This window comes from Microtetraspora sp. AC03309, from assembly GCF_020826795.1.
GTDB lineage: Bacteria > Actinomycetota > Actinomycetes > Streptosporangiales > Streptosporangiaceae > Microtetraspora > Microtetraspora glauca.
The window spans coordinates 20,869-47,202 of the sequence record NZ_JADDIL010000009.1; the positions used below are offsets into that span (position 1 = coordinate 20,869).

The following is a 26,334-nucleotide window of genomic DNA, read 5'->3' on the forward strand; positions in this document are numbered from 1 at the left end:
CGGGCCGGCATGTCCGGTGGTGGGAGAGGGGACGGGTCGACCCCGTCCCCTCCTCGATCGCGCTCAGCGGCTACACGAGATGGTGACCGTGGCCAGGCAGAAGCCCAGCCCGTCGGGGAAGGCGCTCGAGCTGACCGTCCGGCATGTCGCGCTGGTGCCCGTGGACGGCCTGCCGGTCCAGCTCAGGCTGATGCGCCCGGACGGGTTGCGCGTCGAGTGAGCCGGGGTGGGCGAGCCGCCCCCGGTACCGGCCGGCGGGGTTGCAGCCGGTACGGTCCGGGGGCGGCGGGCCCGCTCAGTGGGGCGCGCGATGCGGGCCTGCTCAGCGAGGCTTGATCGATGGTCTGATCGAGGGGCTCGCTCAGCGAGGCGGCGGACCGGCCGGCTCCCAGCCGCGCCGGGCGGGCCGGGTGCCGCGCTCTCCACCGAGGTCGCGGCTGCGGTACACCACGTACGGCCGGGTCAGGTAGCCGATCGGCGCGGTGAGCATGTGCACCAGGCGGGTGAAGGGCCAGATCGCGAACAGTGCGAGCGCCGAGAGGGCGTGCAGCTGGAACAGCAGCGGCGCCGCGGCCATCAGCGACATCTCCGGCTGGAAGGCGAAGATCGACCGGAACCAGGGCGAGATCGTGGTCCGGTAGTCGTAGCCGCCGCCGAGGATGTTGGCGGCGACCGTGGCCGACAGGCCGAGCACGAGGGTCAGGGCCAGCATCGCGTACATGAGCTTGTCGTTGCGGGTGGTCGCCATGAAGACCGGTCCGACGGTACGGCGGCGGTAGATCAGGATCGCCAGGCCGCCCACGGTGCACACGCCCGCGACGGTGCCGAGCACCACGGCGGTGATGTGGTACGTCTCCTCCGACACGCCCACCGCCTCGGTCCAGCTCTTGGGCACCAGCAGGCCGCCGACGTGCCCGAGCAGCACCATCAGGATGCCGAAATGGAACAGCGGGCTGCCCACGCGCAGCAGTCGCGACTCGTACAGCTGGGAGGAGCGGGTGGTCCAGCCGAACTTGTCGTAGCGGTAGCGCCAGACGTGGCCGAGCACGAATACCGTGAGGGCCAGGTAGGGGGCGATCCCCCAGAGGATCAGGTCCAGAGCGTTCAACGGTGATCTCCCGTGACGGCGAAGGGTTCGAGGCCGACTTCCTCGGCGGGCGGGCCCTGCGCGGCCAGTCGCAGCGCGGCCGCGCGCTCGCGCACGCCGAGCGGCGGCAACGTGGCCAGCACGGCGGCGACCACGTGCGCGTACGGCGAGCCCTCGGCGGTGAGCGCGTGGTGGAGAACCTCGATGCCGGCCCGGTGCTCGTGCAGCAGCCGGCCGGCCTCGCGGGTCGCGCCGCGCCCGGACAGCTCGCACACGACGGCCAGGTGGTCGGGCAGTTCTCCGGCGGCCGGTTCGAACCCGGCGGCGCGGTAGGCGTGCTTGAACCGCAGCAACGCCATGCCGCGGCGGCGGGTGTCGCCGTAGGTGTAGTAGGTGAGGTACGGGCAGCAGCGGCGCTTGAGGTCGAAGATCGCCACGTAGTGTTCGGCCAGCTCGGGCAGCGGGGTGGCGTCGAGGTGGTCGAGGAAGGCGGTCAGGTGGCGTGCGGCGTCCCCGGCGGGCAGCCGGGACACGGCTCGTGCCAGTACAGGCCGGGCCTCATGCAGCCGCTCGTCGGGATAGTCCAGCAGCACCGAGGCGACCAGGTGGACGGTGCGCAGGTCGGGCTGTCCGGCATCCTGATAGGCGCCGTCGCCGGGGTGGCCTTCCCGGACGTCTTCAGGCGCGGGGGCGTGTCGGCGGATCACCTGTCCTCCTTCTTTCGCGGGAACAGCCCGGTGGGCAGTCCCTTGCCGTCCCAGTTGAGGAGGTTGACCCGTCCTTCCCGGTCGGCGGGGTCGACGAGCGCGCCGCTCTCCTGTCGTTCCTTGAGCGCGTGGAAGGTCTCCACCGCGACCGGTCGTGGTTGTCCTGACGCCTCGCCGAACGGGCCGCTCATGCCGGGGCCGCCGTCGTAGTCGAGGCTGCAGCCGGTGGCGAGTTCCTCCAGCTGGGCCCCTTGCTCGGCGTGGGCCTTGGGGATGACGTACCGCTCGTCGTAGGGGGCGATGGCGAGCAGGCGGTGCATCTGCTCGATCTGCTCGCCGGTCAGTCCGACGGCGGCGGCGATGGACTCCCTGGGGGCGCGGCCGAGGTTGACGCGGCGCATGTAGGAGCGCATCGCGGCCAGTCGCCGCAGCACGTCCCGCACGGGCTCGGGGTCGCCCGCGGTGAACAGCTCGGCGAGGTACTCGACGGGGATGCGCAGCGAGTCGATCGCGCCGAAGAGGTTCCCGGCCTCCTCGCCGTCGTGGCCGGTGCCGGCCAGGGCGTCGACCACGGGCGACAGCGGCGGGATGTACCAGACCATCGGCATCGTGCGGAACTCCGGATGCAGCGGCAGCGCCAGGCCGTATTCGAAGATCAGCTTGTGTATGGGGGAGCGGCGGGCGGCCTCCAGCCAGTCCTCGGGGATGCCGTCCCGGCGTGCCGCCGCGATCACCTCCGGGTCGTGCGGGTCGAGGAGGACGCCTTTCTGCGCCTCGAACAGGTCCTTCTCGTCAGGGACGGTCGCGGCGTCGATCACCCGGTCGGCGTCGTAGAGGATCAGGCCGATGTAGCGCAGCCGGCCGACGCAGGTCTCCGAGCAGACGGTCGGGATGCCCACCTCGACGCGGGGGTAGCAGAAGGTGCACTTCTCGGCCTTCCCGGTCTTGTGGTTGAAGTAGACCTTCTTGTACGGGCAGCCCGTCACGCACATGCGCCAGCCCCGGCAGCGGTCCTGGTCCACCAGGACGATGCCGTCCTCGCTCCGCTTGTACATCGCCCCGGACGGGCAGGAGGCCACGCACGAGGGGTTCAGGCAGTGCTCGCAGATGCGCGGCAGGTAGAACATGAACGCCCGCTCGAACTCCAGCTTGACCTGGTCGGACATCCTTCTCAGGATCGGGTCGGCGGGGGCGAGTTCGGGGGCGCCGGCCAGGTTGTCGTCCCAGTTCGCGCTCCAGGTGATCTTCGTCGGGGCGCCGCTGATGAGGGATCGGGGCCGCGCGACGGGCGTGCTGTCCTGGACGGGCGCGGAGAAGAGCCGGTCGTAGTCGTAGGTCCAGGGTTCGTAGTAGTCCTGGATCGACGGCATGACCGGGTTGGCGAAGATGTTGAGCAGCTTGCGGAGCCGTCCGCCGGCCTTCAGCCGGAGCCGGCCGCGCCCGTTCAGCTCCCAGCCGCCCTGCCACTTCTCCTGGTCCTGGTAGGTGCGGGGGTAGCCCTGGCCGGGGCGGGTCTCGACGTTGTTGAACCAGACGTACTCGGTGCCGGACCTGTTGGTCCACGCCTGTTTGCAGGTGACCGAGCAGGTGTGGCAGCCGATGCACTTGTCGAGGTTCATCACCATGGCGAGCTGGGCCATGACCCTGGTCATCGCTCGTCCACCTGTCCTTCGTATCCGTTGCCGTCGTGTCGCTCGGGCCTCATCGCGGGCTCACCGTTCCTCGTTCGCGCATCAGTAGTCGACCTCCTGGGCGCGGCGCCGGATCACCGTGACCTCGTCGCGCTGGTTCCCGGTCGGGCCGAGGTAGTTGAAGGCGAACGAGAGCTGGGCGTAGCCGCCGATCAGGTGGGTCGGTTTGACGAGCAGCCGCGTCAGGGAGTTGTGGATGCCGCCGCGTTTGCCGGTCGTCTCGCTCTTGGGCACGTCCACGACCCGCTCCTGGGCGTGGTACATGTACACGGTGCCCTGCGGCATGCGGTGGGAGACGACCGCCCGCGCCACGACCACGCCGTTGCGGTTGACCGCCTCCACCCAGTCGTTGTCCGCGACGCCGGCCTTGGCGGCGTCGGCCGGGCTCATCCAGATGGTGGGGCCGCCGCGCGAGAGCGTGAGCATCAGCAGGTTGTCCTGGTACTCGGAGTGGATGGACCACTTCGAGTGCGGGGTCAGGTAGCGCACCACGACGCCGTCGGACACCGACTCAGGCTCGCCGAACATCGCGGTCATGTTCAGCGGCGGCCGGTAGACCGGCAGGGCCTCGCCCGCCTCCTGGATCCAGTCGTGGTCGAGGTAGAAGTGCTGCCGTCCCGTGAGCGTGTGCCAGGGTTTGGCGTGCTCGACGTTGGTGGTGAACGCCGAGTAGCGCCGTCCGCCGGTCTCGCTGCCCGACCACTCGGGCGAGGTGATCACGGGCACCGGGCGGGCCTGGGTGTCGGCGAAGGTGATGCGCCGGTGCTCGTCGGCGAGCCCGTCGAACGAGGTGCCGGTACGGCGGGCCAGCGTGGCGTAGCCCTGCGCCGCCAGGTGGCCGTTGGTGGTCCCGGACAGCGCGAGGATCGTCTCGCACATGGCGATGTCGGTCGCCAGCGAGGGGCGGCCGGCGGCGACGCCCGACCTCATGGTGCCGTTCTCCCGGCGGAGCCGGTCGATCTCGCTCTCCACGTCGAAGGTGAGTCCCTTGGTGGTGGCGCCGAGCCGGTCGACCAGGGGGCCGAGGGCGGCCATCTTGGCGGCGATCGCGCCGTAGTCCCGCTCGACGGTGACGATCTTGGGGAAGGTGCGGCCGGGCACGGGGGTCTCGCCGGTCTCGCGCCAGTCGCGTACCCGGCCGTGCGGGGTGGCGAGCTCGTCGGGCGTGTCGTGCAGCAGCGGCACCGCGACGATGTCGCGGCGGACGCCGAGGTGCCGTTCGGCCAGGGCGCTGAACGCCTCGGCGATGGCGTGGAAGGCGGCGAAGTCGGTGCGGGTCTGCCACGGCGGGTCGATGGCCGGGGTGAAGGCGTGCACGAACGGGTGCATGTCGGTGGAGGACAGGTCGTGCTTCTCGTACCAGGTCGCGGCGGGGAGCACGATGTCGCTGAACAGCGTGGTGGAGGTCATCCGGAAATCGAGGGACAGCAGCAGGTCGAGCTTGCCGCGCGGCCCGCCCGCCTGCTCGCCGGTCTCCGCTCCGGTCTCCGCGCGGGCTTCGTCGTGGGTGTCCCGCCAGACGACGTCGCGGGGGCGCCGGCCGGGTTCGGCCTCGGTGGCGCGGAGCGAGGAGTCGGCGCCGAGCAGGTGGCGCAGGAAGTACTCGTTGCCCTTGGCGGAGGAGCCGAGCAGGTTGGCCCGCCACACGGTCAGGACGCGCGGCCAGTTCTCCGGCGCGTCGGGGTCCTCGCAGGCGAAGCCGAGGTCGCCCGACCGGATCCGCTCCACGATGTACGGCCCGGCCTCCTGACCGGCCGCCGCGGCCTCGTCGGCGAGGTCGAGGGGGTTGCGGTCGAAGGTGGGATAGGACGGCATCCAGCCCAGGCGGGCCGACTGGGCCAGCAGGTCCGCGGTCGCCTTCCCCGCGAACGTGCCGCTCCCGAGGGGCGAGGCGACCACGTCGGTCGTGTAGGTGTCGTAGCGCCACTGGTCGGTGTGCAGGTACCAGTAGGCGGTGCCGATCATCTGCCGGGGCGGGCGTGCCCAGTCCAGCCCGAAGGCGAGCTGGGCCCAGCCGGTGATCGGCCGGCACTTCTCCTGGCCGACGTAGTGGGCCCAGCCGCCACCGTTGACTCCCTGGCATCCGGTGATCGTCAGGAGCGCCAGGAAGCAGCGGTACATGGTGTCGGAATGGAACCAGTGGTTGGTCCCCGCCCCCATGATGATCATGGATCGGCCGTGGGACTCCTCGGCGTTGGCGGCGAACTCCCGGGCGATCCTGGCCACCCTGGCCGCCGGGACCGAGGTGATCTCCTCCTGCCAGGCCGGCGTGTACGGCACGGCGGGGTCGTCGTACCCGTACGGCCAGTCGCCGGGGAGGCCCGGGCGGGCGACGCCGTACTGGGCGAGGAGCAGGTCGAAGACGGTGGTCACGAGGTGGCCGCCCACCCGCCGGACGGGGACGCCCCTGAGCAGCGCGCCGCCGCCCGCCCAGTCGCCGGACGGGCCGCCGGAGGGCTGGTCGAACCGGGGCAGCGCCACGACGACGGACTCGCCGCCGACGCCGTCCGTGCCATCGGCGCCACCCGTGCCGATCAGGGTGAGGGCGGGGTCGGTGTCGCCGAGGTCGAGGTTCCAGCGGCCTTCCCCCTCCGGCGCGTAGCGGAAGCCGACCGAGCCGCCCGGGATCACCGGCTCCCCGGTCCGCTCGTCGAGCAGCACGGTCTTGAACGCGGCCTCCTGGCCCTCCTCGCCGAGATCGGCGGCGGTGAGGAACTTGTCCGGCAGGTACGCGCCGTCGTGCTCGCGCAGCCGTACGAGGAAGGGCAGGTCGGTGAAGCGCTTGGCGTAGCCGGTGAAGTACGGCGTCTCCCGCTCGACGAAGAACTCGTTGAGGATGACGTGGCCCATGGCCATGGCGAGAGCGCCGTCGGTGCCGGGCCGGGGCGCGAGCCACTCGTCGGCGAACTTGGCCGCGTCGCTGTAGTCAGGGGACAGGACGACGACCTTCTGCCCCCGATAGCGGGCCTCGGCCATGTAGTGGGCGTCCGGGGTGCGCGTGACGGGCACGTTGGAGCCCCACAGCATCAGGTAGGCGGCATCCCACCAATCCGCCGACTCGGGGACGTCGGTCTGGTCGCCGAACACCTGGGGCGAGGCGACGGGCAGATCGGCGTACCAGTCGTAGAACGACAGCATCGACCCGCCGATCAGGGACACGAACCGGGCGCCGACGGCGTGCGAGGCCATCGACATCGCGGGGATGGGCGAGAAGCCCGCCACCCGGTCCGGGCCGTACGTCTTGATCGTGTGCACGTGCGCGGCGGCGATCATCTCGGTCGCCTCGTCCCAGGTGACGCGGACCAGGCCGCCCCTGCCGCGGACGGACTGGTAGCGGCGCCGCTTGCCGGGGTCGGAGACGATCTCGGCCCACGCCTCGACGGGGTCGCCCAGCCGGGCCTTCGCCTCGCGGTACATCTCCACCAGCACGCCCCTGGCGTACGGGAACCTGACCCGGGTGGGGGAGTAGGTGTACCAGGAGAAGGCGGCGCCTCTGGGGCAGCCGCGCGGCTCGTACCCGGGCCGGTCTGCGCCGGCGCTGGGATAGTCGGTCTGCTGCGCCTCCCAGGTGATGACGCCGTCCTTGACGTACACCTTCCAGGAGCAGGATCCGGTGCAGTTCACGCCGTGGGTGGAGCGGACGACCTTGTCGTGGCTCCACCGGTCGCGGTAGAAGGCGTCGCCCCGGCGCCCGCCGACCTGGTAGAGGGTCCTCCGGTCGCCGGACGGCTCACCCCTGTGCAGGTGCCGGCCCAGCTTCAGCAGGGCGTCGTCGATGGGCCCGTCCATGCCCGCCATGTGTGTGCTCCTCTTCGTTCGCGTCGTCGATCGATGTGTCGGGGGTGGTGCGGGTCAGGGTTGGTCGGCCACGCGGAGCACGAACCAGCAGTAGACGAACGCGGCCGCCGCCACCACGGCCAGCAGCATCAGGCCGATGGCGTATGTGCCGGTCGCCTGGAAGATCAGGCCCATCACGATGGGCGGCAGGAACCCGCCGAGTCCTCCGGCCGCGCCCACCACGCCGGTCGCCGAGCCCACCATGGTCGCCGGTACGGCCCGGCCGAGCAGCGCGAACACGGCGCCGTTGCCGAGGCCGAGCGCCGCCGCCATGATCAGGAAGCCGGTGGTCGCCAGCGGCATCGCGGGGCCGAAGGCCACGATGACCGCGCACACGACGACGGCGGCGAGCGCACCGCTGAGCACCGGTCGCCCGCCGACCCGGTCGGCCAGCCAGCCGCCCACCGGACGGGCGAGCGTGGCCAGCACGACGAAGCCGGCCGAGCGGGCCGCCGCGTCGGCGGTGGTCAGCCCGTAGGCGTCCTTGAGGTAGAGCGGCAGGTAGACGCCGAAGGCGACGAACCCGCCGAAGGTCAGCGCGTACATTGCGGCGAGCTCACCGGTGATCCGCAGCCGCGCGGCGCGGGTGAAGCGGGTGAGGAACGGCTCGGTGGACGGGGTGACGCCCGGGGCGTCGCGGCCGATGGTCAGGAAGGCCAGCCCGACGACGACGAGCGCGGCGGCGACGACGAAGAACGGCGTGCGCGCGCCGAAGTCGCGGGCCAGCCAGGGGGTGACGAAGCCGGAGATGGCGGTGCCGATGTTGCCCATCCCGAAGACGCCGAGGGCGAGGCCGCGCCGCGCCGGCGGGTACCAGGCGTTGACGTATGGCACGCCGATCGCGAAGGTGGCGCCGGTCAGTCCCAGGAGGAAGCCGCCCACCAGCAGCGAGGGGTAGCTGTCGGCGAAGGCGAGGAAGAGCACGGGCACGATGCCGACCAGGCCGGCGACGCCGAACACCGAACGGCCGCCGAAGCGGTCGGTGAGCCCGCCGAGCACGATCCTGCCGAGCGATCCGACGATGACCGGGACCGCCACCAGCATCGACACCTCGAACGGGGTCAGGGCGAGCAGGTCCTTGTACGTCGGCCCGAGGGGGCTGAGTAGCGCCCAGGCCCAGAAGTTGACCGCGAAGGCCGCCGTCGCGAGGACGAGCGCGCGGGTACGGCCAGCCATGGCCGTGTGTGTTGTCAGAGGAGTGACGGTGGTCATTCTCGCCCCAGTTCCCAAAATTGCATCCTGCATGCAAGTTTTGTGGCCCGTTATGGGAGAGCATCAGGGACTTTGGTCCCGGTCGTGGCAGCGTAAGGTCCCGATGATCTTCGGCACTGCGGACCACGCGGCGCGGCAGGCGGCCCGGCAGGTGACGACGTCGGGCGGCAGGTCAGGACTCAGGTGCGCGGGTGGTCGTTGTCGGGGTGGGATCCGGTGTGTCCGGTCGTCTGGCCAGGACGGCAGGTCGGGACGGCAGGTCGGGACGGCAGGTCAGGTCGCCGGCAGTGCGGCGGCGAGCACGATGATGCCGACCGAGCCGACCAGGGCGGCCACCGCCATGGTGCGGGCCAGGCCGGGCAGCCCCTTGGGGGAGGCCCAGCCGTGTACGGCGGCCGCCGCCATGACCGCGCAGAACAGCGCGAGCTTGGCCGCGAGAATGCGGCCGTAGCCGGGTTCGGCGAGTGAGGCCCAGGTCACGCCTTTGTGCCAGGCGATGGCCACGCCGGTGCCGATCTGGAGCGGCAGGAACACCGCGCCGGTGAACATGCCGAAGCGGCGGCCGACGGCGTTAAGCACCGTGGCGCGCCGTTCGGCGTCCAGCAGGCGGCGGGCCAGCGGCAGCACGACGAGCGACACGGTGAGCTGGCCGCCGACCCACAGGGCCGCCGACAGGACATGCAGGAAGCGGACCACCGACCACCAGGTCATGGCGCGCTCACACGGAACACGCCGTGCGCGCCCGCCTCGGCGTGGCGCATGTCGTGGTCGACGATCGGATAGGTGCCCGGCTCGGGGAATCTCAGCTCCACGAAGCCGCCCTGTGCCGGGGCCAGGTCGAGCGCCTGGGCTCCGCCGGGGCCGCCCTTCTTCAGCATGTAGGCGCCCTCCTTGTAGACGGTGTCGTACGGCGCGCCCACGACGTGGAGCGAGGTGCCGTCGCTCGGCCCGGCGGCCACGGCCCAGATCCGCACCCGCTCACCGGCCTTCGCCTCCAGCGGGGCGTGGTCGTAACCGGAGGCGGTGCCGTTGAACATCCAGCCGTCGGGACGCCCCTGGACGATCTTGTCGACCTGGGCCTGGCCGCCCGGTTCCCCGAGGTAGAGCTCGCCCTGCACCAGGACGTACTCCCGGTCGACGCGGGGAAGGTCCGGCGGATCGACGATCACCGCGCCGTACATGCCGTTGGCGATGTGCTGCGACATGGGCATCGTGGAGCAGTGGTACAGCCAGGCTCCGGCGAAGTCGGCGCGGAACCGGTAGGTCAGCCGCTCTCCCGGCTGGATCGTGCGCATCGGCCGGTCGGGGGCCAGCGCGCCGGCGTGGAAGTCGAGGCCGTGGCCCATCGCGGCGTCGTTGACGAAGGTGACCGTGAAGACGTCGCCCACGCGGCCGCGGAGCACAGGACCGGGAACCGTCCCGTTGAACGTCCACACCCGTTGCCGCACGCCGGGCGCCACCTCCAACTCGGCCTCCGTGGCGCGGATCTCGACCTGGTGGTCCGTTCCTCCGGGGGCGGGCTTGAGGGTCGCGTCGTATGGTTTCCACCCCGCCGACATCGGCGCGGTCAGGTCCAGGCGGCCCGTGCTCGCGTTCATGTCGTGGCCGCTCATCTGCTGGTCGTGGGCCGCCTGCGCGGTGCTCGCCGTTCCCGCGGATCCAGCGGACGCGGCGGGCAGGACGCGCATGGACATCCCGGCCACGCGATGCCCCACGACGGTGCACCAGCCGTCCACCGCCGTCGCGGGCATGTCGAGCACGATGGTGGCGCTCCGGCCGGGATCGAGCATCGGGGTGCTCTGCCCCGTGGACAACCGCAGGTCGTGGCGCTGGCCGTCCCGGTTCGTGACACGCAGGGTCAGGCGGGTGCCCGGCGGAGCCTCGATCGTGCCCGGCCGGATGCGCATGCCCGACAGGGTCACCTCGACCGTACGGGCCGCGCCCGACACGGCGCCCGACATGCCGGCGGCCGCCGGCGCTGTAGTACCCGGCGCTGTGGTGCCCGGGACGTCCTGGACCGCGACGACGACCGCCGCGGCGGTCAGGACGCAGCCGAGGAGCACCCCGGCGATCCCCGGCACCGCCGGGCGGCCCGCCAGGACGGGCCCGAGCACGACCGCGAGGGCCAGGACGACGAAGGCCGTGACCGAGCCGATGAGCAGCGCCCAGCCCAGCAGCCGCAGCGGGCCGGGCATCGGGAGGACAACCAGGGGGACGGCGAGGTTGGCCGCGGCGAGCCGGACCCGCCAGCCGCGTTCGAGCAACGCCGCGTTCCGCTTCAGCCGGGCGGGGCCGCCGCCCGCGATGGCGGGCAGGAGGTGGCCGAGGGAGCCGAGCAGCGTCTGCGCGACGAATCCGGCGAGCACCAGCGGCAGGAGCGTCTCCAGCGCGCGGCCGGCCTGGGCCGCCGGGCGCACCGCCACCATGACGAGATCCGCGACGAGCGCGACCTCGAACCAGGCCACCCCGGCCGCGAGGGTCCAGCCGGCCGGGGTCGTCGGGCGGCGCCGCCGCAGTGTCTCCACCAGCGGAGCCAGCGCCACCGCCGCCGCGGCGGCGTAGAGCGCCAGACCCGCGGCCGCGACCCAGCGCCATCCGAGGAGCAGCCCGACTACGGCGACGGCCAGGCCGGGCACCGCCAGCCGCAGTGCCGTACGGGATGCCTGGCGGGTCAGGGCGGACACCTTCGTGCGCAGGACCGTCGGCCAGAGCGTGAACAGCGTCCCGAGTACGGCCAGGCCGATCCAGCCGAGGACGTTCACCGCGGCGTGCGCCGCGTGCAGCCGCTCGTGCGCGCCTCCGGGCACGACCCGGGCGATCAGGAGGCCGCCCAGCAGGCCGCCCGCCGCCAGCGCGGCGCCCGCGGCGACGTACCAGGGGACGACGTGGGCGAACGGGCCGGGCAGCGCCCGGCGACGCATCCTGACCAGGACGGCGGTGTGCCAGACGACCACCGCGACGATCACGGCCGCTCCCGACGCCGCCGCCCACCAGGGGCCCAGGGCGGCGCCCGCCAGCACGGCGGCGGTACCGGCGTTCGCGGTCCCGAGGCGGGCCGCGCTCCAGCGCGGGTCCGGGGGGCGCGCGTGCAGCAGGGTGACCGTGAAGTGCTCGCTCCAGATCAGGATCGCGCTGGTCGCGGCGCCGAGCAGGAAGAGGTGGACCAGCAGCCAGCGGGGAGCGGGCAGCGTGTCCCCGGCCAGGGCCGCGAGGACGGTCAGCCCCAGCCAGGCCACCACGACCGCGTTGGCCTTCAGCAGGCGGCTCGCCCGGCGGCCGGGCCTCGCGGGCGTTCCCGGCGGTTCCTGTGGTCCGGCGGGTGCCGGTCCCGGCGATGCCGATGGCCCAGGCGATGCCGATCCCGCAGGTCTGGGTGCCGCAGGTGCTGATGCTGCAGGTCCCGGTGCCGCAGGTGCTGATGCTGCGGGTGCCGATCCCGCAGGTGCTGATGGTCGCGGCTGCGCGGGTGATCCTGAGGGTCCGTGCGGCCGTTCGGAACCGGTCGACACCTCGGCCGAGGTCATGGAGGGCTGCCTTCCTGCCTGAGGGGCGCGCGACCGCGTGCCCGATCCGGTCGGTGCCCGCCGCGCCCGGCGCGATCCCATGCTGACATGCCCGCCGAGGCGGTCACGTGGGACCTTCGGCCCTGTTCGGGGGGACGATCGGCCGTTCTTTGACCGGAACTTTGTTCGTTTTGTAGGGATTTGTGTGACTGGGGACCCCCGCGCTCGGGACTTTGGTCACTACAGGGAGATCACCGCGAACCGGTTGACTCGTCACGCCATCCACCGGAGTACCTGGCGTCACCGGGACGCGAGAGCCCGATGTCCGCCGAGCAGGAGGTTTTCCCCTTGACGATCGCCGAGCAGCCGGTCCCCGGCCCGGTACGGTCCGCGGCGGCCACGGCCGAGGGCGGGCTTCCCACGCTCATCCAGGGAGGGATGGGAGTAGGCGTGTCCGGGTGGCGGCTGGCGCGGTCCGTCGCCCGGACCGGACAGCTCGGCGTGGTCTCGGGGGTGGCGCTGGACGTCACGCTGGCCAGGCGGCTCCAGCAGGGTGACCCGGGAGGGCACCTGCGCGGGGCACTGGCCGAGTTCCCCGTGCCCGCGATCAGCGAGCGGATCCTGGCCAGGTACTACGTGCGCGACGGGATCGAGCCCGGCGCGCCGTACCGGCCGGTGCCGCGGCTCGGCCTGCGCCCGAACCGGGCACGGGACGAACTGGCCGTGGTCGCCAACTTCGCCGAGGTGTTCCTCGCGAAGCGGGACGGCGGCACGATCGGCATCAACTACCTGGAGAAGATCCAGATGGCGACGCCGGCGGCGGCCTACGGGGCGATGCTCGCGGGGGTCGACTTCGTGCTCATGGGGGCGGGCATTCCGTCCCAGATCCCGCGGCTGCTCGACCGGCTCGCCGCGCACCTGCCGGCCGAGGTCACGGTCACGGTCGCGGGGGCCGAAGGTGGGGAACGGCACGCCGTCGGCATCGACCCGGTCGCGCTGCTCGGGCGTACTCCCGAGCCGCTGGTCAGGCCGCGGCTGCTGGCCATCGTCTCCTCCGACGTGCTCGCCGGCTATCTCGCGCGTACGCCCGAGACCCGGCCGGACGGGTTCGTGGTGGAGGCGCCGGTGGCGGGCGGGCACAGCGCGCCGCCGCGCGGCCGGATGCGGCTGGACGAGACCGACCAGCCGGTGTACGGGCCGCGTGACGAGGTCAATCTCGCCAAGGTCGCCGCGCTCGGCCTGCCGTTCTGGCTGGCCGGAGGTTACGCGAGCCGGGACGGGCTGGCGCGGGCACTGGAGGCCGGCGCCGCGGGCGTCCAGGTGGGTACGGCCTTCGCGTTGTGCCGCGAGTCCGGCCTGGACGACAAGCTGCGGCGGAGGCTCCTTGAGCAGGCCAAGGATGGCACGCTGCGGGTGCGCAACGACCCGCACGCCTCACCGGCCGGGTTCCCCTTCAAAGTGGCCGGACTGCCCGACACCCTGGCCGCCCCGGAGGTGCACGAGCGCCGCCCCAGGCTGTGCGACCTCGGCCATCTGCGCACGCCGTACGTCAAGCCGGACGGCGGTGTCGGCTTCCGGTGCCCGGCCGAGCCGGTCGACGCGTTCCTGCGCAAGGGAGGACGTCTCGAGGAGACGGAAGGCCGCAGGTGTCTGTGCAACGGTCTGGTCGCCGCCATCGGTCTCGGGCAGCACCGTCCGGACGGGTACCAGGAGCCGCCGCTGCTCACCCTCGGTCAGGACCTTGATTTCCTCGGCGACCTGCCGGAGGGGTACACCGCCGCCGACGTCGTCGCTCATCTGCTCGGACCGGGCGGTGCCCCCGGCTCCGCCGGAGCCGGCGACGACCGGCGGGAGGGCGGGCTCCCGCCGGAGGGCTCCTGATCGCCCTCCGGCGGTCAGCCGCCTCGTGAACGGCCGGGCCGTGATGCAGGCGTCCCAGCCGTGTGTGTCGCCGCCCGAGGGCACCTGGCCGCCTCCCGCACTGAGACCTTCATCGATTTGCCGCTCACGGCGGCGGATAGGTCCAGGTGTGGCCGCTCTACCCAGAACACACAGATCGGGACGCCTCGCTCGACGAGAAACTGCAGCGGTCCGGCAGTAGGGCAGTCAAGGGTAGGTCCGGCACCAGAGTCGTCGATGTCTGCCCCAAGGAAATCGTGGCGATGCCGACCACCCCGCTCGGCGGAGCGGCGGCCTGCTACCCGTCCCGGTACATAGAGCCGAAGACCCACCTCGTCGAACATCGCCGGTGTGGCGATGCCGGGGTCGACGAGGTGTACCAGGCCGTGAACGAGCAGGACGGAAGGTACAGCCGCTGCGGCGGTCGGAGGCATCAAGGCCGGATGGTGTCGCCGAGTCCGGGAGCCGCACTCAGTCCCGGGTCGCCGATGCCGCCTGGTGGGCGATCTGGGCGGCCGTGGCGCTGATGGCGGTCGCGAGCAGGTCGAAGGATCCCGACAGGTCGAGCGGCTGGGTCTGGTTGGCGATGAACAGGCCGTCGGCCATGACGAAGGTGAGCATGACGAGCTGCTCGATGTCGGCGGGGCCCAGTTCGGGGAAGAACGCCGCCCAGACCTCCTGGATGCGCCGGCCGACGGTCTGGCGGACCTCGACGAACCTGGCGCGGGCGGTGAGCTCCTCCGGTCGCTTCTCCAGGACCAGCATCAGGCCGAGGCGTAGGAAATCGGGGAACGTGGCCAGGGCGCTGCCGATCCGGTGTGCCATCAGCCGGAACAGCTCGTCGCGGCCGGCGCCGAACGGGACGGGGACGGGGCGTTCGAGTTCGGCCATCCAGCGGGTGTAGCTGCGGTCGATGACGGCGGCGACCAGTTCGTCCTTGTCCTTGAAGTGCCAGTAGATCGAGCTGGCCGGCAGCCCGGATCGCTTGCTGACCAGGCTGATGCTGGTGCCTTCGTAGCCGCGCTCGCCGGTGATCTCGGTGGCGGCGTCCAGGATCCGCTCCCGGGACGCCTCCCCGTTGGCGCGTGTACGTCGTGCTTCAGCCACGCCCTGATTCTCCCAGGTCAGGCCATGTAGTAGTCACTACAGCAAGATATCCAGTCTAGAAGCGTTATGCGTCTATTGACATAGCGTCACCAGCTCCTTACCGTAACGATCGCTACGGGAATTCGAAGAGGAGGCGGTGGCATGACCGTTCAGCTGGACGGGTTGGTCTCACTGGAGCGGGGCGAGGTGGATCGCCGGATCTTCAGCGACCAAGAGATCTTCGATCTGGAGATGGAGCAGATCTTCGGGCGGGCGTGGCTGTTCCTGTGCCACGAGACCCAGATCCCGAACCGCGGGGACTTCTTCCAGGCGGTGATGGGCCGCGACAACGTGCTGGTGGTCCGGCAGAAGAACGGCGGAATCAAGGCGCTGCTGAACTCCTGCGCCCACCGCGGCAACGCGGTGTGCCGGGCGGAGGAGGGTAACGCCCGGAACTTTCTGTGCACCTACCACGGCTGGTCTTACAACATCGACGGGCGTCTTCAGGGCGTGCCGGGGCAGCGGAAGTTCTATCAGGACGATTTCGACAAGTCCCGGCACGGGCTGCGCGAGGTCGCCCAGGTCGCCTCCTACAAGGGGTTCGTGTTCGGCACCCATGACGTCTCGGCGCCGCCGCTGGATGAGTTCCTGGGCGCGACCGGCCGGCTGGGCCTGGACCTGCTGGCCGAGCGGGGCCGGATGGAGGTGGTTCCCGGCATCCAGAAGTTCGTGATCGACTGCAACTGGAAGTTCGCGCTGGACAACCTCTACGACTGGTACCACCCGCAGGTCACGCACGCCTCGGCGTTCCACAAGGGAGTTCTGGGCGACGCCTCGGACGGGGAGCCCGCCGCGGAGGCGATCGACATGGCCGGGGTGAGCATGCAGAGCGGCGCCGACCTGTCGGCTCCGCGCAGCGGCATCACCGGGATCGACTTCGACCAGACCGTCGTGGTCGGCGAGTACGGCCACGCGATCGGCGGCCCGACGGCCGATTCGGTGGGCAACCTCGAACTCGACCGGTCGTGGCGGCAGACGCCGCAGGCCCGCGAGGCGCTCGGCCCGATAGGCGTGAACGTCGCCGGGCACCCCGGCGTGTTCCCCACCACGTGGGTGACGACCACCTCGCAGCTGTCCCTGCGGATCCCGCGCAGCCCGTCCACGACCGAGATCTGGTGGTTCACCTTCGTCGACCGGGACTCCGCGCCGGAGATGCAGCAGCTCACGGTCATGATTGCCAACCGGGTGTTCGGCCCGGCCGGGCTGCTGGAGCAGGACGACGGCGAGAACTGGTCGCAGAGCACCCAGCAGACCTACGGCACCGCCAGCCGCAGGGTTCCCCAGCTGCTCAACATGGGGCTGGGGCAGGGGCAGATCGTCAAGGAGCACGGGTTGGCCCGGATCGACGGCCACACCAGCGAGCACGCGCAGCTGTGGACCTACCACTGCTGGGCCCAGTGGCTGAAGGGCCTGGACTGGGCCGATCTGAAGGCCGCGACCACCCCGGGAGAGACGCTGTGACCACCTCTGATCACACCCTGCCCGCCACCGCCGGCGAGATCGCCGAGATGCTGCTGCACCACCAGGTGCAGAAGTTCCTGTTCGACGAGGCCGCGCTCCTGGACGCCCACCGCTACGAGGAGTGGCTGGAGCTGTTCACCGACGACACCCACTACTTCATGCCGATTCGTCGCACCCGGATGCAGCACGAGCTGGACCAGGAGTTCACCCGGCCCGGCCAGATGGCGTTCTTCGACGACGACAAGGTGCTGCTGACCGGCCGCGTCACCAAGCTCGGCACCGGACGCTCCTGGGCGGAGGACCCGCCTTCCCGCACCCGCCACCTCATCACCAACGTCCGGATCGTCTCCGACGACGGTCACGAGCTGATCGCCGAGTCCAACTTCCATCTGTACCGGACCCGCCTGCACACCGAGGAAGACTCCTGGTACGGGATGCGCCGCGACACCCTGCGCCGCACCGAGGCCGGCCTGCGGATCGCCGCCCGTGCCGTCTACCTCGATCAGACCGTTCTGCTGTCCCGCAACCTCAGCAACTTCTTCTAAGCACCCGGGGGCGACCATCACATGGGCTGGCTGGAAGGAACCACCGCGCTGGTCACCGGCGCGGGATCGGGGTTGGGGCACGCCATCGTCAACCGCTACGTGGCCGAAGGCGCCCGCGTCGGCGTCCTGGAGATCGACAGGAGCAAGGCGGACGCACTGACCAACCGGTTCGGTGACGCCGTCCGGGTGACCGTGGGCGACGCCCGCCGGTACGACGACAACCTGCTGGCGGTCGAGGACACGGTCGCGGCGTTCGGCGGGCTGGACGTCTGGGTCGGCAACGCCGGTCTGTGGGACTACGGGACCTCGGTCGACGCCCTCCCCGCCGCCGCGATCTCCGACGCGTTCGATGAGATCTTCTCTCTCAACGTCAAGGGCTATCTCCTGGGGGTGAAGGCGGCCCTGCCCGCGCTCCGCGACAGCCGGGGCGCGGTCATCCTGACCGCCTCCAACGCCGCGTTCTGGCCCGGCGGGGGCGGGCCCCTCTACACCGCCTCCAAGCACGCCGTGGTCGGGCTGGTCAAACAACTGGCCTATGAGTTGGCGCCCGACGTGCGCGTCAACGGGGTGGCGCCCGGCGGGATGCCGTCGGACCTGCGCGGCCCGCGCGCCCTCGGCCTGGCCGACACCTCCTGGTCGTCGCTGCCCGTCGACGACCTCATGAAGGAGTTCTCCCCGCTCGGCCGGGCCATCGCCCCGGCCGACTACACCGGCCACTACGTGCTCCTGGCCGCCCGGCATGAGTCGGCGACCGTCACCGGCTCGATCCACAACTGCGACGGCGGCATCGGCGTCCGCGGACGCCCCACCACCGCCTGACCCTCCTGCACCTGACCCCCTGCCCAGACGCTGGACGGCGCCGCCTACATGAGGAGCAGCAGCATGATCGAAGCATTGAACTACATCGGGTTCACCTCACCCGCCGCCAAGGAATGGGAGACCTTCGGCCCGGAGATCCTCGGCGTCCAGCTCGCCGACCCGGGCCCCGAGGGCAGCGTCCGCATGCGCGTCGACGACGCCGCCCACCGCATCAGCGTCCACCCCGCCGACTCCGACGACCTCGCCTACCTCGGCTGGGGTGTGCGAGGGCCCTCCGCGCTCATCCGCGTCACCGACCGGCTGGAGACCTCCGGGACCGAGGTCCACCGCGGCGAACCCGAACTGGCGGCCGAACGCGGCGTCACCGAGCTGGCCTGGTTCACCGACCCGTTCGGGTTCCGGCACGAACTGTCGTGGGGCCAGCTGACCATGCCCTCGACTTTCCTGCCCGGCCGGCCGCTGTCGGGATTCGTCACCGGCGAGCAGGGCTTGGGCCACGCCGTCCTCATCATCCCCGACCTGGTCGAGGCCGAGGCGTTCTACGGAGGCGTGCTCGGCTTCAAGGTGTCGGACGAGATCGACATGCATGGCATGCCCGTGCGGTTCTACCACTGCAACACCCGCCACCACTCCCTCGCCCTCACTGCCGTCCCCGGCGTCGTCGGCTTCCACCATCTGATGCTGGAGACCACTGCGCTGGACGACGTCGGCATCGCCTACGACCTCATCCTGGAGCGCGGCATCCCGCTGGCGATGACGCTCGGCCGCCACACCAACGACCTCATGACCTCCTTCTACGTGCGGACCCCGTCGCGCTTCGAGATCGAGTACGGCTTCGGCGGTGCCCCGATCCAGTCCACCCCGCCGACCCCGCGAGCGTTCGCCCGCACCAGCATCTGGGGCCACCACCCGCCCGCCGAGCCGCTCGCCCCCGGCATCATCCGCGCCTACGTCGAGGAGAACCGTTGATCACCCGCCGCGACGTGCCGGTCGGCGAGTACGTCTTTCACCTGTTGGAGGCCGGGAACCCCGCGATGGACACCGTGCTGTGGTTGCACGGTTCGGGGCCGGGCGCCAACGCCGAGACCAATTGGTCTCGCGCCCTGGCCGACCTGTCCCGCGACCTGCACCACATCGCTCCCGACATGATCGGGTTCGCCGACTCCACCCACCCCGACCCCGCCCCGTCCAGCGCGTCGGCCTTCGCGCAGCTGAGGACCCGGACGCTGCTCGGCCTGCTCGACGAGCTGGGGCTCGAACGCGTCCACGTCGTCGGGAACTCCATGGGTGGCATCATCGGCCTCGCCATGGCACTCGCCGCTCCCGGACGCATCGGCCGGCTCGTCCTCATGGGCTCCGGCGGCGCCCCCGTCACCCCCACCCCCGACCTCCTCAAACTCATCACCTACTACAGCAAGCCCACCGTCGACGCGCTCGCAGATCTCATGCGCGCCATGATCCACGACCCCTCCGTGCTCGGCACCGACCTGGAGAAGGTCGCCGAGACCCGGATGGAACGCATCCAGCGGCCCGAGGTACGCCGCTCCCACGAGGCGACCTTCGCCGTCGACATACCCGGCCTCTACAGCCCCGAGCAGCTCGCCACCCTGGAGCATCCCGCCCTCGTCATCCACGGCCGCGAAGACCGCATCATGCCGGTCGAAGCCGGCCAGTATCTCGCCCAGCACCTGCCCAACGCCCAACTGCACACCCTCCCCAACACTGGCCACTGGACCCAGATCGAACAGCCCGAACGGTTCGCCTTCCTGGTCCGCTCCTTCCTGGCCGGGAAACTGTGATCGCCGATCCCGCACTGCCCGGCGTGGATCCGTTCGCCGCCGCGGTGACCGATGCCGCGCGGCGGCTCGCCAAACCCGCCGCCGATCATGACGCCGCCGGTCCCGGCCCGACTGTCCGGTGGCGCGTCGTAAGACGCGGGGGCGGCACTAGGCTGTCGCCCCGGAGCACGCGGTTGGGGAGGCGCGAGGATGAGGCCCGCCCGGATTCAGGACGTCGCGCAGCGCGCGGGCGTCTCGTGGAAGACGGTGTCCAACGTGCTGCACGAGCGGGCCAACGTCCGCCCGGAGACCAGGGCACGGGTGCTCGCCGCGATCGAGGAGCTCAACTACCGGCCCAGCGTCGCCGGCAGGCAGCTGCGCATGGGTCGCGCCAACCTGCTCGCCCTGGCCGTGCCCGCGATCGGCAACCCGTACTTCAGCGAGCTGGCGCACGTCATGATCGAAGGCGCGGCGCGGTCGGGGTACACGGTGCTCATCGACGAGACGCACGGTGAGACCGGTCGTGAGGGTGTGGTCGCCGAAGGTTTCCGGGTCAGGGTCATCGACGGCATCATCTTCAGCCCGCTGGAGATGACCGGCCCGCAACTCGCCGCCCGCAGGGACCGCACGCCCATCGTGCTGATCGGGGAGCACGTCACTTCCGAAGAGTCCGGCCTGGACCACGTGGCGATCGACAACGTCGCCTCGGCCGCGGAGGCGACGCGGCACCTGCTGGAGACCGGACGCGAGCGGATCGGCTTCCTCGGGCACCAGTCCTGGCGGCCGCGCGGCACCGGTGACCTGCGGCTCCAGGGGTACGAGCAGGCGCTTGCCGCGGCCGGGCTCCCACTGGATCGCGCGTTGATCCTCCCGGCGGCCGCGTACTCCCGAGAGGAGGGCGACGCCCGGGTGGCCGAGTTCCTGGCGCGGCTCCCCGGCCGGGACACGACAGATCAGCACGTATCCGGCCATGACGCACCCGTGCTCGACGTTCCTGGTCGGGATGCGCCCGGTCGAGATACGCCCGGTCGGGATGCGCTCGGGCTCGACACGCTTGGGCGGAATGCGCTCGGGCTCGACGCGCTGGTCTGCGCCAACGACCTGCTCGCGATCGGCGCCATGCGCGCGCTGCGCCGTGCGGGGATCCGGGTTCCCGAGGACGTCGCCGTTCTCGGCTGGGACGACACCCCGGAGGGCGCCTTCTCCCATCCCGCGCTGACGACCGTCGCCCCGGACAAGAAGGAACTGGCGCGCTTGGCCGTCGAGGCGCTGCTGCGGCGGATCGACGGCGACACCTCGCCCCCCGTCACGTATGTCGTTCCGCACCGGCTCGTCGTCCGGGAGAGCACCCTGCCGCGATACGGCACGGAATGAGAGGACACCGCACGTGAACGGAGAGATGCGCCGGGTCGAGGAGGCGACGCCGGTCGCCGGACCCACGGCACACCCGGCGTTGGACTACTACCTGATCTTTCCTGAGGCGTGGGACGGCGACCCGTCGGCACAGCCGGACGGAATCGCCGTCGAGGAGTTCTTGCTCGCGGACGATCACACGGCGACCGGCCTGGCCAACGCCGTGTGGACGGCGGCGGACGGTGACTGGTGGAGTTCGGCGGCCTTCAGTCGCGCGATCCGCGCGGATCCGAGGCTCCGCGTCCGGGTCGTCCCGGTCCGAAGGGGTGACGCGGAGACGGCCTACCGACGGCTGGGGGCAGGTGCGCTGCCTGATGAGGCGACGTTGCGTACCCGCTTCCATGACCACGCGGCCTTGCCCGGCTCGCCCCCGCTGCGGTTCGCTCCGCCCGAGGTCCCCGAGGGATTCCACGAGAAGCGCGTCTACCGGATCCTGTTCGCCGACGCGCCGCGCGAGGACCAGGTGGCCCACCTGCGGCAGGTCTGGGGGATGACGCTCGCCGACGACGTCGCCGGCCCACAGGCTCGCGTGCTCGGCACAGCGCGTCGGCGCGTGGCCGGAGACGTGTTCACCTGGGATCTTCGCCGGATCGGCCCGGGCGTGGCCTCGAGCATCGACCTGACCGCCTGTTTGGGCGATCCGCCGGGCGACGCCGTCGGGGCTCTGCTGCGGGAGCTGATGACGATCACGCGTTACCAGGGGCTGATTCCCGTGACGATCGAGCGCCTCTCGTGATCCCCGGCGAGAGGTGTCTCCACGTCGAGGTCACGGCGTGTTCCCCGTCCTCGCCGGTCAGGTCGCCGTGAAGAGGCTCCGCGCCGACGGCTTCCCCGCCACCGACGCTGCCGTGTAAGCACGTCTCTCGCCCGTCTGTTGCGACCGCATCGGCCTCCTCGGCCGCTCGCCGCCCCCACCCGCGCCGACCTCGACATTGGCCGCTCACCCCCCGCGCCGACCTCGACCCGGTCTTCGTCCCTTCCACGGTCCGCCCCGAGGACCAACAGGACCAACAGGACCGGCATCCTCCCCGAAGCCGTTCAAAGGCAGGCGTCGTGGGGTCATGGTTGGCCTGATTCCCACGTTGTAATACGCTTCGCTCGCAGATCACGACCTCCTTCCCCCGGGAGCATCACATGCCGTCGCCCCACACCCTGGCCGTACCGATGGAGACGCCGCGCCCGGAGCATCCGCGCCCGCAGTTCGTCCGCGAGGAGTGGATGTCACTCAACGGCGAGTGGGAGTTCGAGATCGACCAGGCCGACTCCGGTCTCGAACGCGGGTTGCGCGACCGCGCCCTGAACAGCCGCATCATCGTGCCGTTCGCTCCTGAGTCGACCCTGTCGGGGGTCGGCATCACCGACTTCCTGGAGGCCGTGTGGTACCGCAGGACGGTCACCGTTCCCGCCGGGTGGGTGGGGCGGCGGGTCCTGCTGCACTTCCAGGCCGTCGATCACGACACCACCGTCTGGGTGAACGGCGTCGAGGTGGCCCGGCACCGCGGCGGCTTCACGCCGTTCACCGCCGACCTGGGCGGGGTGGTCGAGCCCGGTGAGGAGATGACCGTCGTCGTCCGGGCCCGCGACCCGCGCCAAGCCGTACAGGCTCGGGGGAAGCAGTCCACGACCTACGCCAACAGCGGCGTGCACTACACCAGGACCACGGGCATCTGGCAGACCGTCTGGCTGGAGGCGGTGCCGGAGGCCCGGCTGCGGCGCCCCCGGATCACCCCCGACGTGGCGGGATCGGCGTTCCACCTCGAGGTGCCGCTCACCGCGAACCGGCCCGGATGGACGGTCCGCGCCGTACTCACCGACGCCCCGCGCGGCGGCGACCCGGGTGAGGACGCGGGTACGGCGGCGGAGGGTGTCGCGGGGGAGACGACCGGACAGGCGGCGGGAGAGGTCGCGGGAGAGGTCGCGCGCGCGGAGGTGCGCGCCGATCTCGATCTCGCGCCCCGGGTGGTCCTGCAGGTTCCCGCCGACCGGGTACGCCTGTGGTGTCCCCAGGATCCGCACCTGTACGGCCTGCGCCTGGAACTGCTCGACGCCGAAGGCGGCGTCGTCGACGGCGTGGACAGCTACGCGGGCCTGCGTTCGGTGTCGATCGACGGGCGGGCGCTGCGCCTCAACGGCCGGCCGGTGTTCCAGCGGCTCGTCCTCGACCAGGGGTACTGGCCCGACGGCCTGATGACGGCGCCGAGCGACGCGGCGCTGGTGGCCGACATCGAGCTCTCCCGCGAGGCGGGGTTCAACGGTGCCCGGCTGCACCAGAAGGTGTTCGAGGAGCGCTTCCTCTACCACGCCGACCGGCTCGGCTATCTGGTGTGGGGCGAGTTCGGCGACTGGGGCGCCTCGACCGGAGCGGGCTGGGAGGACAACCAGCAGCCGACCGCCTCGTTCGTCACCCAGTGGCTGGAGGCGGTGGAGCGCGACTACAGCCACCCCTCGATCGTCGGCTGGTGTCCCCTCAACGAGACCCACCAGGTCATCCACGACCGCGTCACCACGCTCGACGACGTGACGCGGGCGATGTTCCTCGCCACCAAGGCGGCCGACACCACGCGTCCGGTCCTCGACGCGTCCGGCTACTCCCACCGGGTGGCCGAGAGCGACGTCTACGACTCCCATCTGTACGAGCAGGATCCGGAGCTGTTCGCCGAGCAGCTGTCCGGTCTGGCGGACGGGCGGCCGTACACCAACGTGTTCGGCGCCGACGTCGCCATGTCCCTGCCGTATCGCGGGCAGCCGTACTTCTGCAGCGAGTTCGGCGGGATCTGGTGGGACCCGGACGCGGCGGCCTCGGCCGGGGGCGACGACAACGCCGTCTCCTGGGGATACGGCGCACGCCCGGCGAACGAGGAGGAACTGCAGTCCCGCTTCGCCGGGCTCGTGGGTGCGCTGCTCGACAACCCCGAGATGTTCGGCTACTGCTACACGCAGCTCACCGACACCTTCCAGGAGCAGAACGGCGTCTACCGGTTCGACCGCTCCCGCAAGCTCGACGTGGCCCGGCTGCGTGCGGCCCAGTCCCGTCCGGCGGCGTACGAGCGGCCGTGACCCCAGTTCGCCCTGCCACCGGACGTGTGATCGTCAAGCCGCGTACGCCGAGTGACGGCGCCGCCGTGCGTCAGGCGACCCAGGGCGGCACGATCCGGTCGGTGCCCTTGGGGGCGAGGTCGCACGCGTCGGCGGCCGAGACGCCGCCGGGGTTGTAGACCCGGGCACTCGCAGGCGCGGTGACGACGGCGGCGAAGCCGTCATGAGGGTCGGCGAAGATCTGGCGGGTCACGTCGGCGGGCAGCACCATCGTGTCACCGGGAGCGACATGGAGCCGCTCGCCGTCGATCTCGAGGGTGCAACCACCCGTGAGCAGGGTCCAGATCTGTTCGGTGTCGAAGGCGTGCAGCGGGCCCTCGGTGCCGGCCGGCATGTCCACGCGCCACATGGCCCGCTCCGCGCCGCCCTGGGTGGGCGAGGCGAGCGTGGTCATGACGCCGTTGGGCGTGGTGGTTCTGCGGGCGTCGGCGGAACGGATGACGGGCATCAGGGATCTCCTCAGTGGTCGGGCGAACCGGTTCTCGATGTGGTGACGACGGGGGTGTGCGGGTCAGGCGATCCACGGCGGCACGCCGTGCACGGTGCCGTCGGCGAGCAGGGCCGTCGCGCCGGCGGCGGCGGTCACCATGGCGGAGTAGCCCTCGGGCCCGGCGGTGACCCGACGCGGGGTCGAAGGGGGCATGACGACCGTGTCGCCCGGGGCGACCTCGAAGGTCTCGCCGCCCAGCTCGACCGTCGCGGCGCCGGCCGTGAAGGCCCATACCTGCTCGGTGTCGAAGTCGTGCGGCGGGCCCGCCACGTCGGGGTTCGCGTCCACGCGCCACAATGCTGCCGCCGTACCGCCCTGGGTGGGCGAGGCGAAGGTGGTCATGACGCCGCCGGGGGTCTCGGACCGGCGGGCTTGGTCGGCACGGATGACAGGCATGTCTGCGTCTCCTAAACTAGGCAACTACGTTGTCTAAATAGTGAACCAGGTTGTCTATCGTGTCAAACGACCCTCCCGGCTTCGAGCTGCCCCTGCGGCTCTTCCTGGGATTTCGCACCCTCATCGACGCACTGCACGCCGAGCTCGCCCGGCAGGGGCATCCGGAGATGCGGCCGATGCACGGGTTCGTCATGCAGGCGATCGGTATGCGCGGCACGACCGCGGTCGAGCTCGGCCAGACGCTCGGGGTCTCCAAGCAGGCCGCCGGAAAGACCGTCGAGACGCTGGAACGCCTCGGCTACGTCGAGCGCGCCCGCGACCCGCACGACACCCGCCGCAAGATCGTACGGCTGACGCCGCGCGGCCTGGACGCGCTGACCAGGTCGGCGCGGATCTTCGAGGAGCTACGGGCGGGCTGGGCCGAGAAACTGGGGGAGGAGCGGCTCCGCGCGCTGGAGGCCGACCTGCGCGCGGTCACCCCGCAGGAGGTGTTCCGCCTCGACGTCCCCGGCTGGTTCGGCTGACTTCCACCCTCGATCGGGCTGAAGGACGGGCAGGTCGGTGCGTACATGGATCGGGAGAACGTGCGGGCCATCGCCGACATCGAGGCCCTGCCCGCCGCCCGCTGAGGCGAGACCTCTGGAGCTTCGAAGCGGGCGGCCCCCTCACGGCCTCAGTTGGCGAATCCGAAAATCGCCGCGAGCATCCCGCGTACGTCGACGAGCTTGGGCTCGGGAATGTCGCCGACCTTCTCTTTCAACCGGCCGGCGTGGACGGTCGTGATCCGGTCGATCATCGCGGCGCGGCCGCCGCCCACGTCGACCGAGAAGGCCGTGAGCGCGCCCGCCATGTCGGCGGCTTCGACGTACGCGGTCAGCACGTTGTCGCCGTACAACGTGTGGTAGAAGTCGCCGGACACGATGAGCCTGACCTCCTCGCGGTCGGCCAGCCGTACGGTCCAGAGCTCCCCGAAGCGGTGGGTCACGCCGCGGCCCCGCCCTGCTTGTCCTTCAGCGCGAGGCGCATGTCGTCGGCCATCGCGGCCTCGTCGGCCTCCTGTCCGGCGGTCGCCGGGGAGCCGTAGAACGCGGCGCGCGTCATCTGGTCGTGGTGTGCCGTGATCTCGCGGAGCAGCCCGCGCTCGATGACGGCGGACAGGCTGAGGCCGTTCGCCTCCGCGTGGGCTCGTGCCTTCTCGAGGATCCACGGCGCGATGCTGATCGACGTCTTCTCCTTGGCCATGCCTTGACTATA

Annotated in this window: 24 protein-coding genes; 12 read left to right on the plus strand and 12 right to left on the minus strand. The window is 71.3% G+C overall.

Annotated elements, in window-relative coordinates; translation table 11 throughout:
• The first annotated feature begins 88 nt into the window (after positions 1-88).
• A complete protein-coding gene (locus IMZ11_RS45055) occupies positions 89-220 on the plus strand; it encodes a hypothetical protein (RefSeq protein WP_255706112.1) in 132 nt (43 codons plus the stop codon).
• Positions 221-361: 141 nt separating this feature from the next.
• Here IMZ11_RS45055 and narI read toward each other — a convergent pair whose 3' ends face one another.
• From narI to IMZ11_RS06910, 7 genes are all read right to left on the minus strand, one after another.
• Positions 362-1,108: a respiratory nitrate reductase subunit gamma gene (narI, locus tag IMZ11_RS06880; protein ID WP_061258565.1), complete on the minus strand. Its 747-nt coding sequence runs from the start codon at positions 1,106-1,108 to the stop codon at positions 362-364.
• On the minus strand, positions 1,105-1,794 hold the full coding sequence (narJ, locus tag IMZ11_RS06885) for a nitrate reductase molybdenum cofactor assembly chaperone (protein ID WP_228638661.1): 690 nt from the start codon (positions 1,792-1,794) through the stop codon (positions 1,105-1,107). The genes narI and narJ overlap by 4 nt, the downstream gene beginning before the upstream one ends.
• Entirely contained in the window at positions 1,791-3,446 is a 1,656-nt protein-coding gene (narH, locus tag IMZ11_RS06890; protein ID WP_228638664.1) for a nitrate reductase subunit beta, read from the minus strand. The genes narJ and narH overlap by 4 nt, the downstream gene beginning before the upstream one ends.
• A gap of 81 nt (positions 3,447-3,527) precedes the next feature.
• Positions 3,528-7,283 (minus strand): nitrate reductase subunit alpha, encoded by a 3,756-nt coding sequence (locus IMZ11_RS06895; RefSeq protein WP_228638667.1) that lies wholly within the window; start codon positions 7,281-7,283, stop codon positions 3,528-3,530.
• Positions 7,284-7,337: 54 nt separating this feature from the next.
• Positions 7,338-8,498: a nitrate/nitrite transporter gene (locus IMZ11_RS06900; RefSeq protein WP_228638670.1), complete on the minus strand. Its 1,161-nt coding sequence runs from the start codon at positions 8,496-8,498 to the stop codon at positions 7,338-7,340.
• Between the two features lie 309 nt (positions 8,499-8,807).
• On the minus strand, positions 8,808-9,245 hold the full coding sequence (locus IMZ11_RS06905) for a hypothetical protein (RefSeq protein ID WP_228638673.1): 438 nt from the start codon (positions 9,243-9,245) through the stop codon (positions 8,808-8,810).
• Complete coding sequence (locus IMZ11_RS06910; RefSeq protein ID WP_228638676.1) at positions 9,242-11,773, minus strand: multicopper oxidase domain-containing protein; 2,532 nt, start codon at positions 11,771-11,773, stop codon at positions 9,242-9,244. The genes IMZ11_RS06905 and IMZ11_RS06910 overlap by 4 nt, the downstream gene beginning before the upstream one ends.
• A 95-nt stretch (positions 11,774-11,868) precedes the next feature.
• Here IMZ11_RS06910 and IMZ11_RS06915 point away from each other — a divergent pair, with 95 nt between their 5' ends.
• Together IMZ11_RS06915 and IMZ11_RS06920 are read left to right on the plus strand one after the other, a co-directional pair.
• Positions 11,869-12,144, plus strand: a complete 276-nt coding sequence (locus IMZ11_RS06915) for a hypothetical protein (RefSeq protein WP_228638679.1) — start codon at positions 11,869-11,871, stop codon at positions 12,142-12,144.
• Between the two features lie 241 nt (positions 12,145-12,385).
• Positions 12,386-13,918 carry a nitronate monooxygenase gene (locus IMZ11_RS06920; RefSeq protein ID WP_228638682.1) on the plus strand — a complete coding sequence of 511 codons (1,533 nt, stop codon included), beginning with the start codon at positions 12,386-12,388 and terminating at the stop codon, positions 13,916-13,918.
• A 489-nt stretch (positions 13,919-14,407) separates the two neighbouring features.
• Here IMZ11_RS06920 and IMZ11_RS06925 read toward each other — a convergent pair whose 3' ends face one another.
• Entirely contained in the window at positions 14,408-15,043 is a 636-nt protein-coding gene (locus IMZ11_RS06925) for a TetR/AcrR family transcriptional regulator (RefSeq protein WP_228638686.1), read from the minus strand.
• Between the two features lie 141 nt (positions 15,044-15,184).
• On the opposite strand from IMZ11_RS06925, the gene IMZ11_RS06930 reads away from it, so the two are divergent.
• The 8 genes from IMZ11_RS06930 to IMZ11_RS06965 all read left to right on the plus strand — a co-directional run bounded on the left by IMZ11_RS06930 (position 15,185) and on the right by IMZ11_RS06965 (position 24,155).
• Positions 15,185-16,543 carry a Rieske 2Fe-2S domain-containing protein gene (locus IMZ11_RS06930; RefSeq protein ID WP_228638688.1) on the plus strand — a complete coding sequence of 453 codons (1,359 nt, stop codon included), beginning with the start codon at positions 15,185-15,187 and terminating at the stop codon, positions 16,541-16,543.
• The gene (locus IMZ11_RS06935; RefSeq protein WP_228638691.1) at positions 16,540-17,088 is read left to right on the plus strand and encodes an aromatic-ring-hydroxylating dioxygenase subunit beta; all 549 of its coding nucleotides are present in this window, start codon (positions 16,540-16,542) and stop codon (positions 17,086-17,088) included. Before IMZ11_RS06930 ends, IMZ11_RS06935 begins: the two co-directional genes overlap by 4 nt.
• Positions 17,089-17,109: 21 nt before the next feature.
• A complete protein-coding gene (gene hcaB / locus IMZ11_RS06940) occupies positions 17,110-17,907 on the plus strand; it encodes a 3-(cis-5,6-dihydroxycyclohexa-1,3-dien-1-yl)propanoate dehydrogenase (protein WP_228638693.1) in 798 nt (265 codons plus the stop codon).
• 63 nt (positions 17,908-17,970) lie between these two features.
• The gene (locus IMZ11_RS06945) at positions 17,971-18,876 is read left to right on the plus strand and encodes a VOC family protein (RefSeq protein ID WP_228638697.1); all 906 of its coding nucleotides are present in this window, start codon (positions 17,971-17,973) and stop codon (positions 18,874-18,876) included.
• Complete coding sequence (locus tag IMZ11_RS06950) at positions 18,873-19,706, plus strand: alpha/beta fold hydrolase (RefSeq protein ID WP_228638700.1); 834 nt, start codon at positions 18,873-18,875, stop codon at positions 19,704-19,706. Before IMZ11_RS06945 ends, IMZ11_RS06950 begins: the two co-directional genes overlap by 4 nt.
• A 189-nt stretch (positions 19,707-19,895) precedes the next feature.
• Positions 19,896-21,059, plus strand: coding sequence for a LacI family DNA-binding transcriptional regulator (locus IMZ11_RS06955; protein ID WP_228638702.1), 1,164 nt, complete (start codon positions 19,896-19,898; stop codon positions 21,057-21,059).
• 13 nt (positions 21,060-21,072) lie between these two features.
• Positions 21,073-21,834, plus strand: a complete 762-nt coding sequence (locus tag IMZ11_RS06960; protein ID WP_228638705.1) for a hypothetical protein — start codon at positions 21,073-21,075, stop codon at positions 21,832-21,834.
• Between the two features lie 398 nt (positions 21,835-22,232).
• Positions 22,233-24,155 carry a glycoside hydrolase family 2 protein gene (locus IMZ11_RS06965; RefSeq protein WP_228638708.1) on the plus strand — a complete coding sequence of 641 codons (1,923 nt, stop codon included), beginning with the start codon at positions 22,233-22,235 and terminating at the stop codon, positions 24,153-24,155.
• Positions 24,156-24,225: 70 nt separating this feature from the next.
• Here the strand turns inward: IMZ11_RS06965 and IMZ11_RS06970 are convergent, their stop codons facing one another.
• Entirely contained in the window at positions 24,226-24,642 is a 417-nt protein-coding gene (locus IMZ11_RS06970; protein WP_228638711.1) for a cupin domain-containing protein, read from the minus strand.
• A 63-nt stretch (positions 24,643-24,705) separates the two neighbouring features.
• Positions 24,706-25,080, minus strand: a complete 375-nt coding sequence (locus tag IMZ11_RS06975; RefSeq protein ID WP_228638714.1) for an AraC family ligand binding domain-containing protein — start codon at positions 25,078-25,080, stop codon at positions 24,706-24,708.
• Positions 25,081-25,139: 59 nt separating this feature from the next.
• Here IMZ11_RS06975 and IMZ11_RS06980 point away from each other — a divergent pair, with 59 nt between their 5' ends.
• Positions 25,140-25,604: a MarR family winged helix-turn-helix transcriptional regulator gene (locus IMZ11_RS06980; protein WP_228638716.1), complete on the plus strand. Its 465-nt coding sequence runs from the start codon at positions 25,140-25,142 to the stop codon at positions 25,602-25,604.
• Between the two features lie 149 nt (positions 25,605-25,753).
• Here IMZ11_RS06980 and IMZ11_RS06985 read toward each other — a convergent pair whose 3' ends face one another.
• The gene (locus IMZ11_RS06985) at positions 25,754-26,065 is read right to left on the minus strand and encodes a type II toxin-antitoxin system PemK/MazF family toxin (protein WP_228638719.1); all 312 of its coding nucleotides are present in this window, start codon (positions 26,063-26,065) and stop codon (positions 25,754-25,756) included.
• Entirely contained in the window at positions 26,062-26,322 is a 261-nt protein-coding gene (locus tag IMZ11_RS06990) for a hypothetical protein (RefSeq protein WP_061258552.1), read from the minus strand. Before IMZ11_RS06990 ends, IMZ11_RS06985 begins: the two co-directional genes overlap by 4 nt.
• Positions 26,323-26,334: the final 12 nt, after the last annotated feature.

Excerpts from the sequence above, each read along its gene's own strand:
- narH (WP_228638664.1), bottom strand. The coding sequence starts at position 3,446 with ATGACCAGGGTCATGGCCCAGCTCGCCATGGTGATGAACCTCGACAAG.
- IMZ11_RS06895 (WP_228638667.1), bottom strand. The coding sequence starts at position 7,283 with ATGGCGGGCATGGACGGGCCCATCGACGACGCCCTGCTGAAGCTGGGC.
- IMZ11_RS06900 (WP_228638670.1), bottom strand. The coding sequence starts at position 8,498 with ATGGCTGGCCGTACCCGCGCGCTCGTCCTCGCGACGGCGGCCTTCGCG.
- IMZ11_RS06905 (WP_228638673.1), bottom strand. The coding sequence starts at position 9,245 with ATGACCTGGTGGTCGGTGGTCCGCTTCCTGCATGTCCTGTCGGCGGCC.
- IMZ11_RS06915 (WP_228638679.1), top strand. The coding sequence starts at position 11,869 with ATGCCGATGGCCCAGGCGATGCCGATCCCGCAGGTCTGGGTGCCGCAG.
- IMZ11_RS06930 (WP_228638688.1), top strand. The coding sequence starts at position 15,185 with ATGACCGTTCAGCTGGACGGGTTGGTCTCACTGGAGCGGGGCGAGGTG.
- hcaB (WP_228638693.1), top strand. The coding sequence starts at position 17,110 with ATGGGCTGGCTGGAAGGAACCACCGCGCTGGTCACCGGCGCGGGATCG.
- IMZ11_RS06945 (WP_228638697.1), top strand. The coding sequence starts at position 17,971 with ATGATCGAAGCATTGAACTACATCGGGTTCACCTCACCCGCCGCCAAG.
- IMZ11_RS06955 (WP_228638702.1), top strand. The coding sequence starts at position 19,896 with ATGAGGCCCGCCCGGATTCAGGACGTCGCGCAGCGCGCGGGCGTCTCG.
- IMZ11_RS06965 (WP_228638708.1), top strand. The coding sequence starts at position 22,233 with ATGCCGTCGCCCCACACCCTGGCCGTACCGATGGAGACGCCGCGCCCG.
- IMZ11_RS06970 (WP_228638711.1), bottom strand. The coding sequence starts at position 24,642 with ATGCCCGTCATCCGTTCCGCCGACGCCCGCAGAACCACCACGCCCAAC.
- IMZ11_RS06975 (WP_228638714.1), bottom strand. The coding sequence starts at position 25,080 with ATGCCTGTCATCCGTGCCGACCAAGCCCGCCGGTCCGAGACCCCCGGC.
- IMZ11_RS06990 (WP_061258552.1), bottom strand. The coding sequence starts at position 26,322 with ATGGCCAAGGAGAAGACGTCGATCAGCATCGCGCCGTGGATCCTCGAG.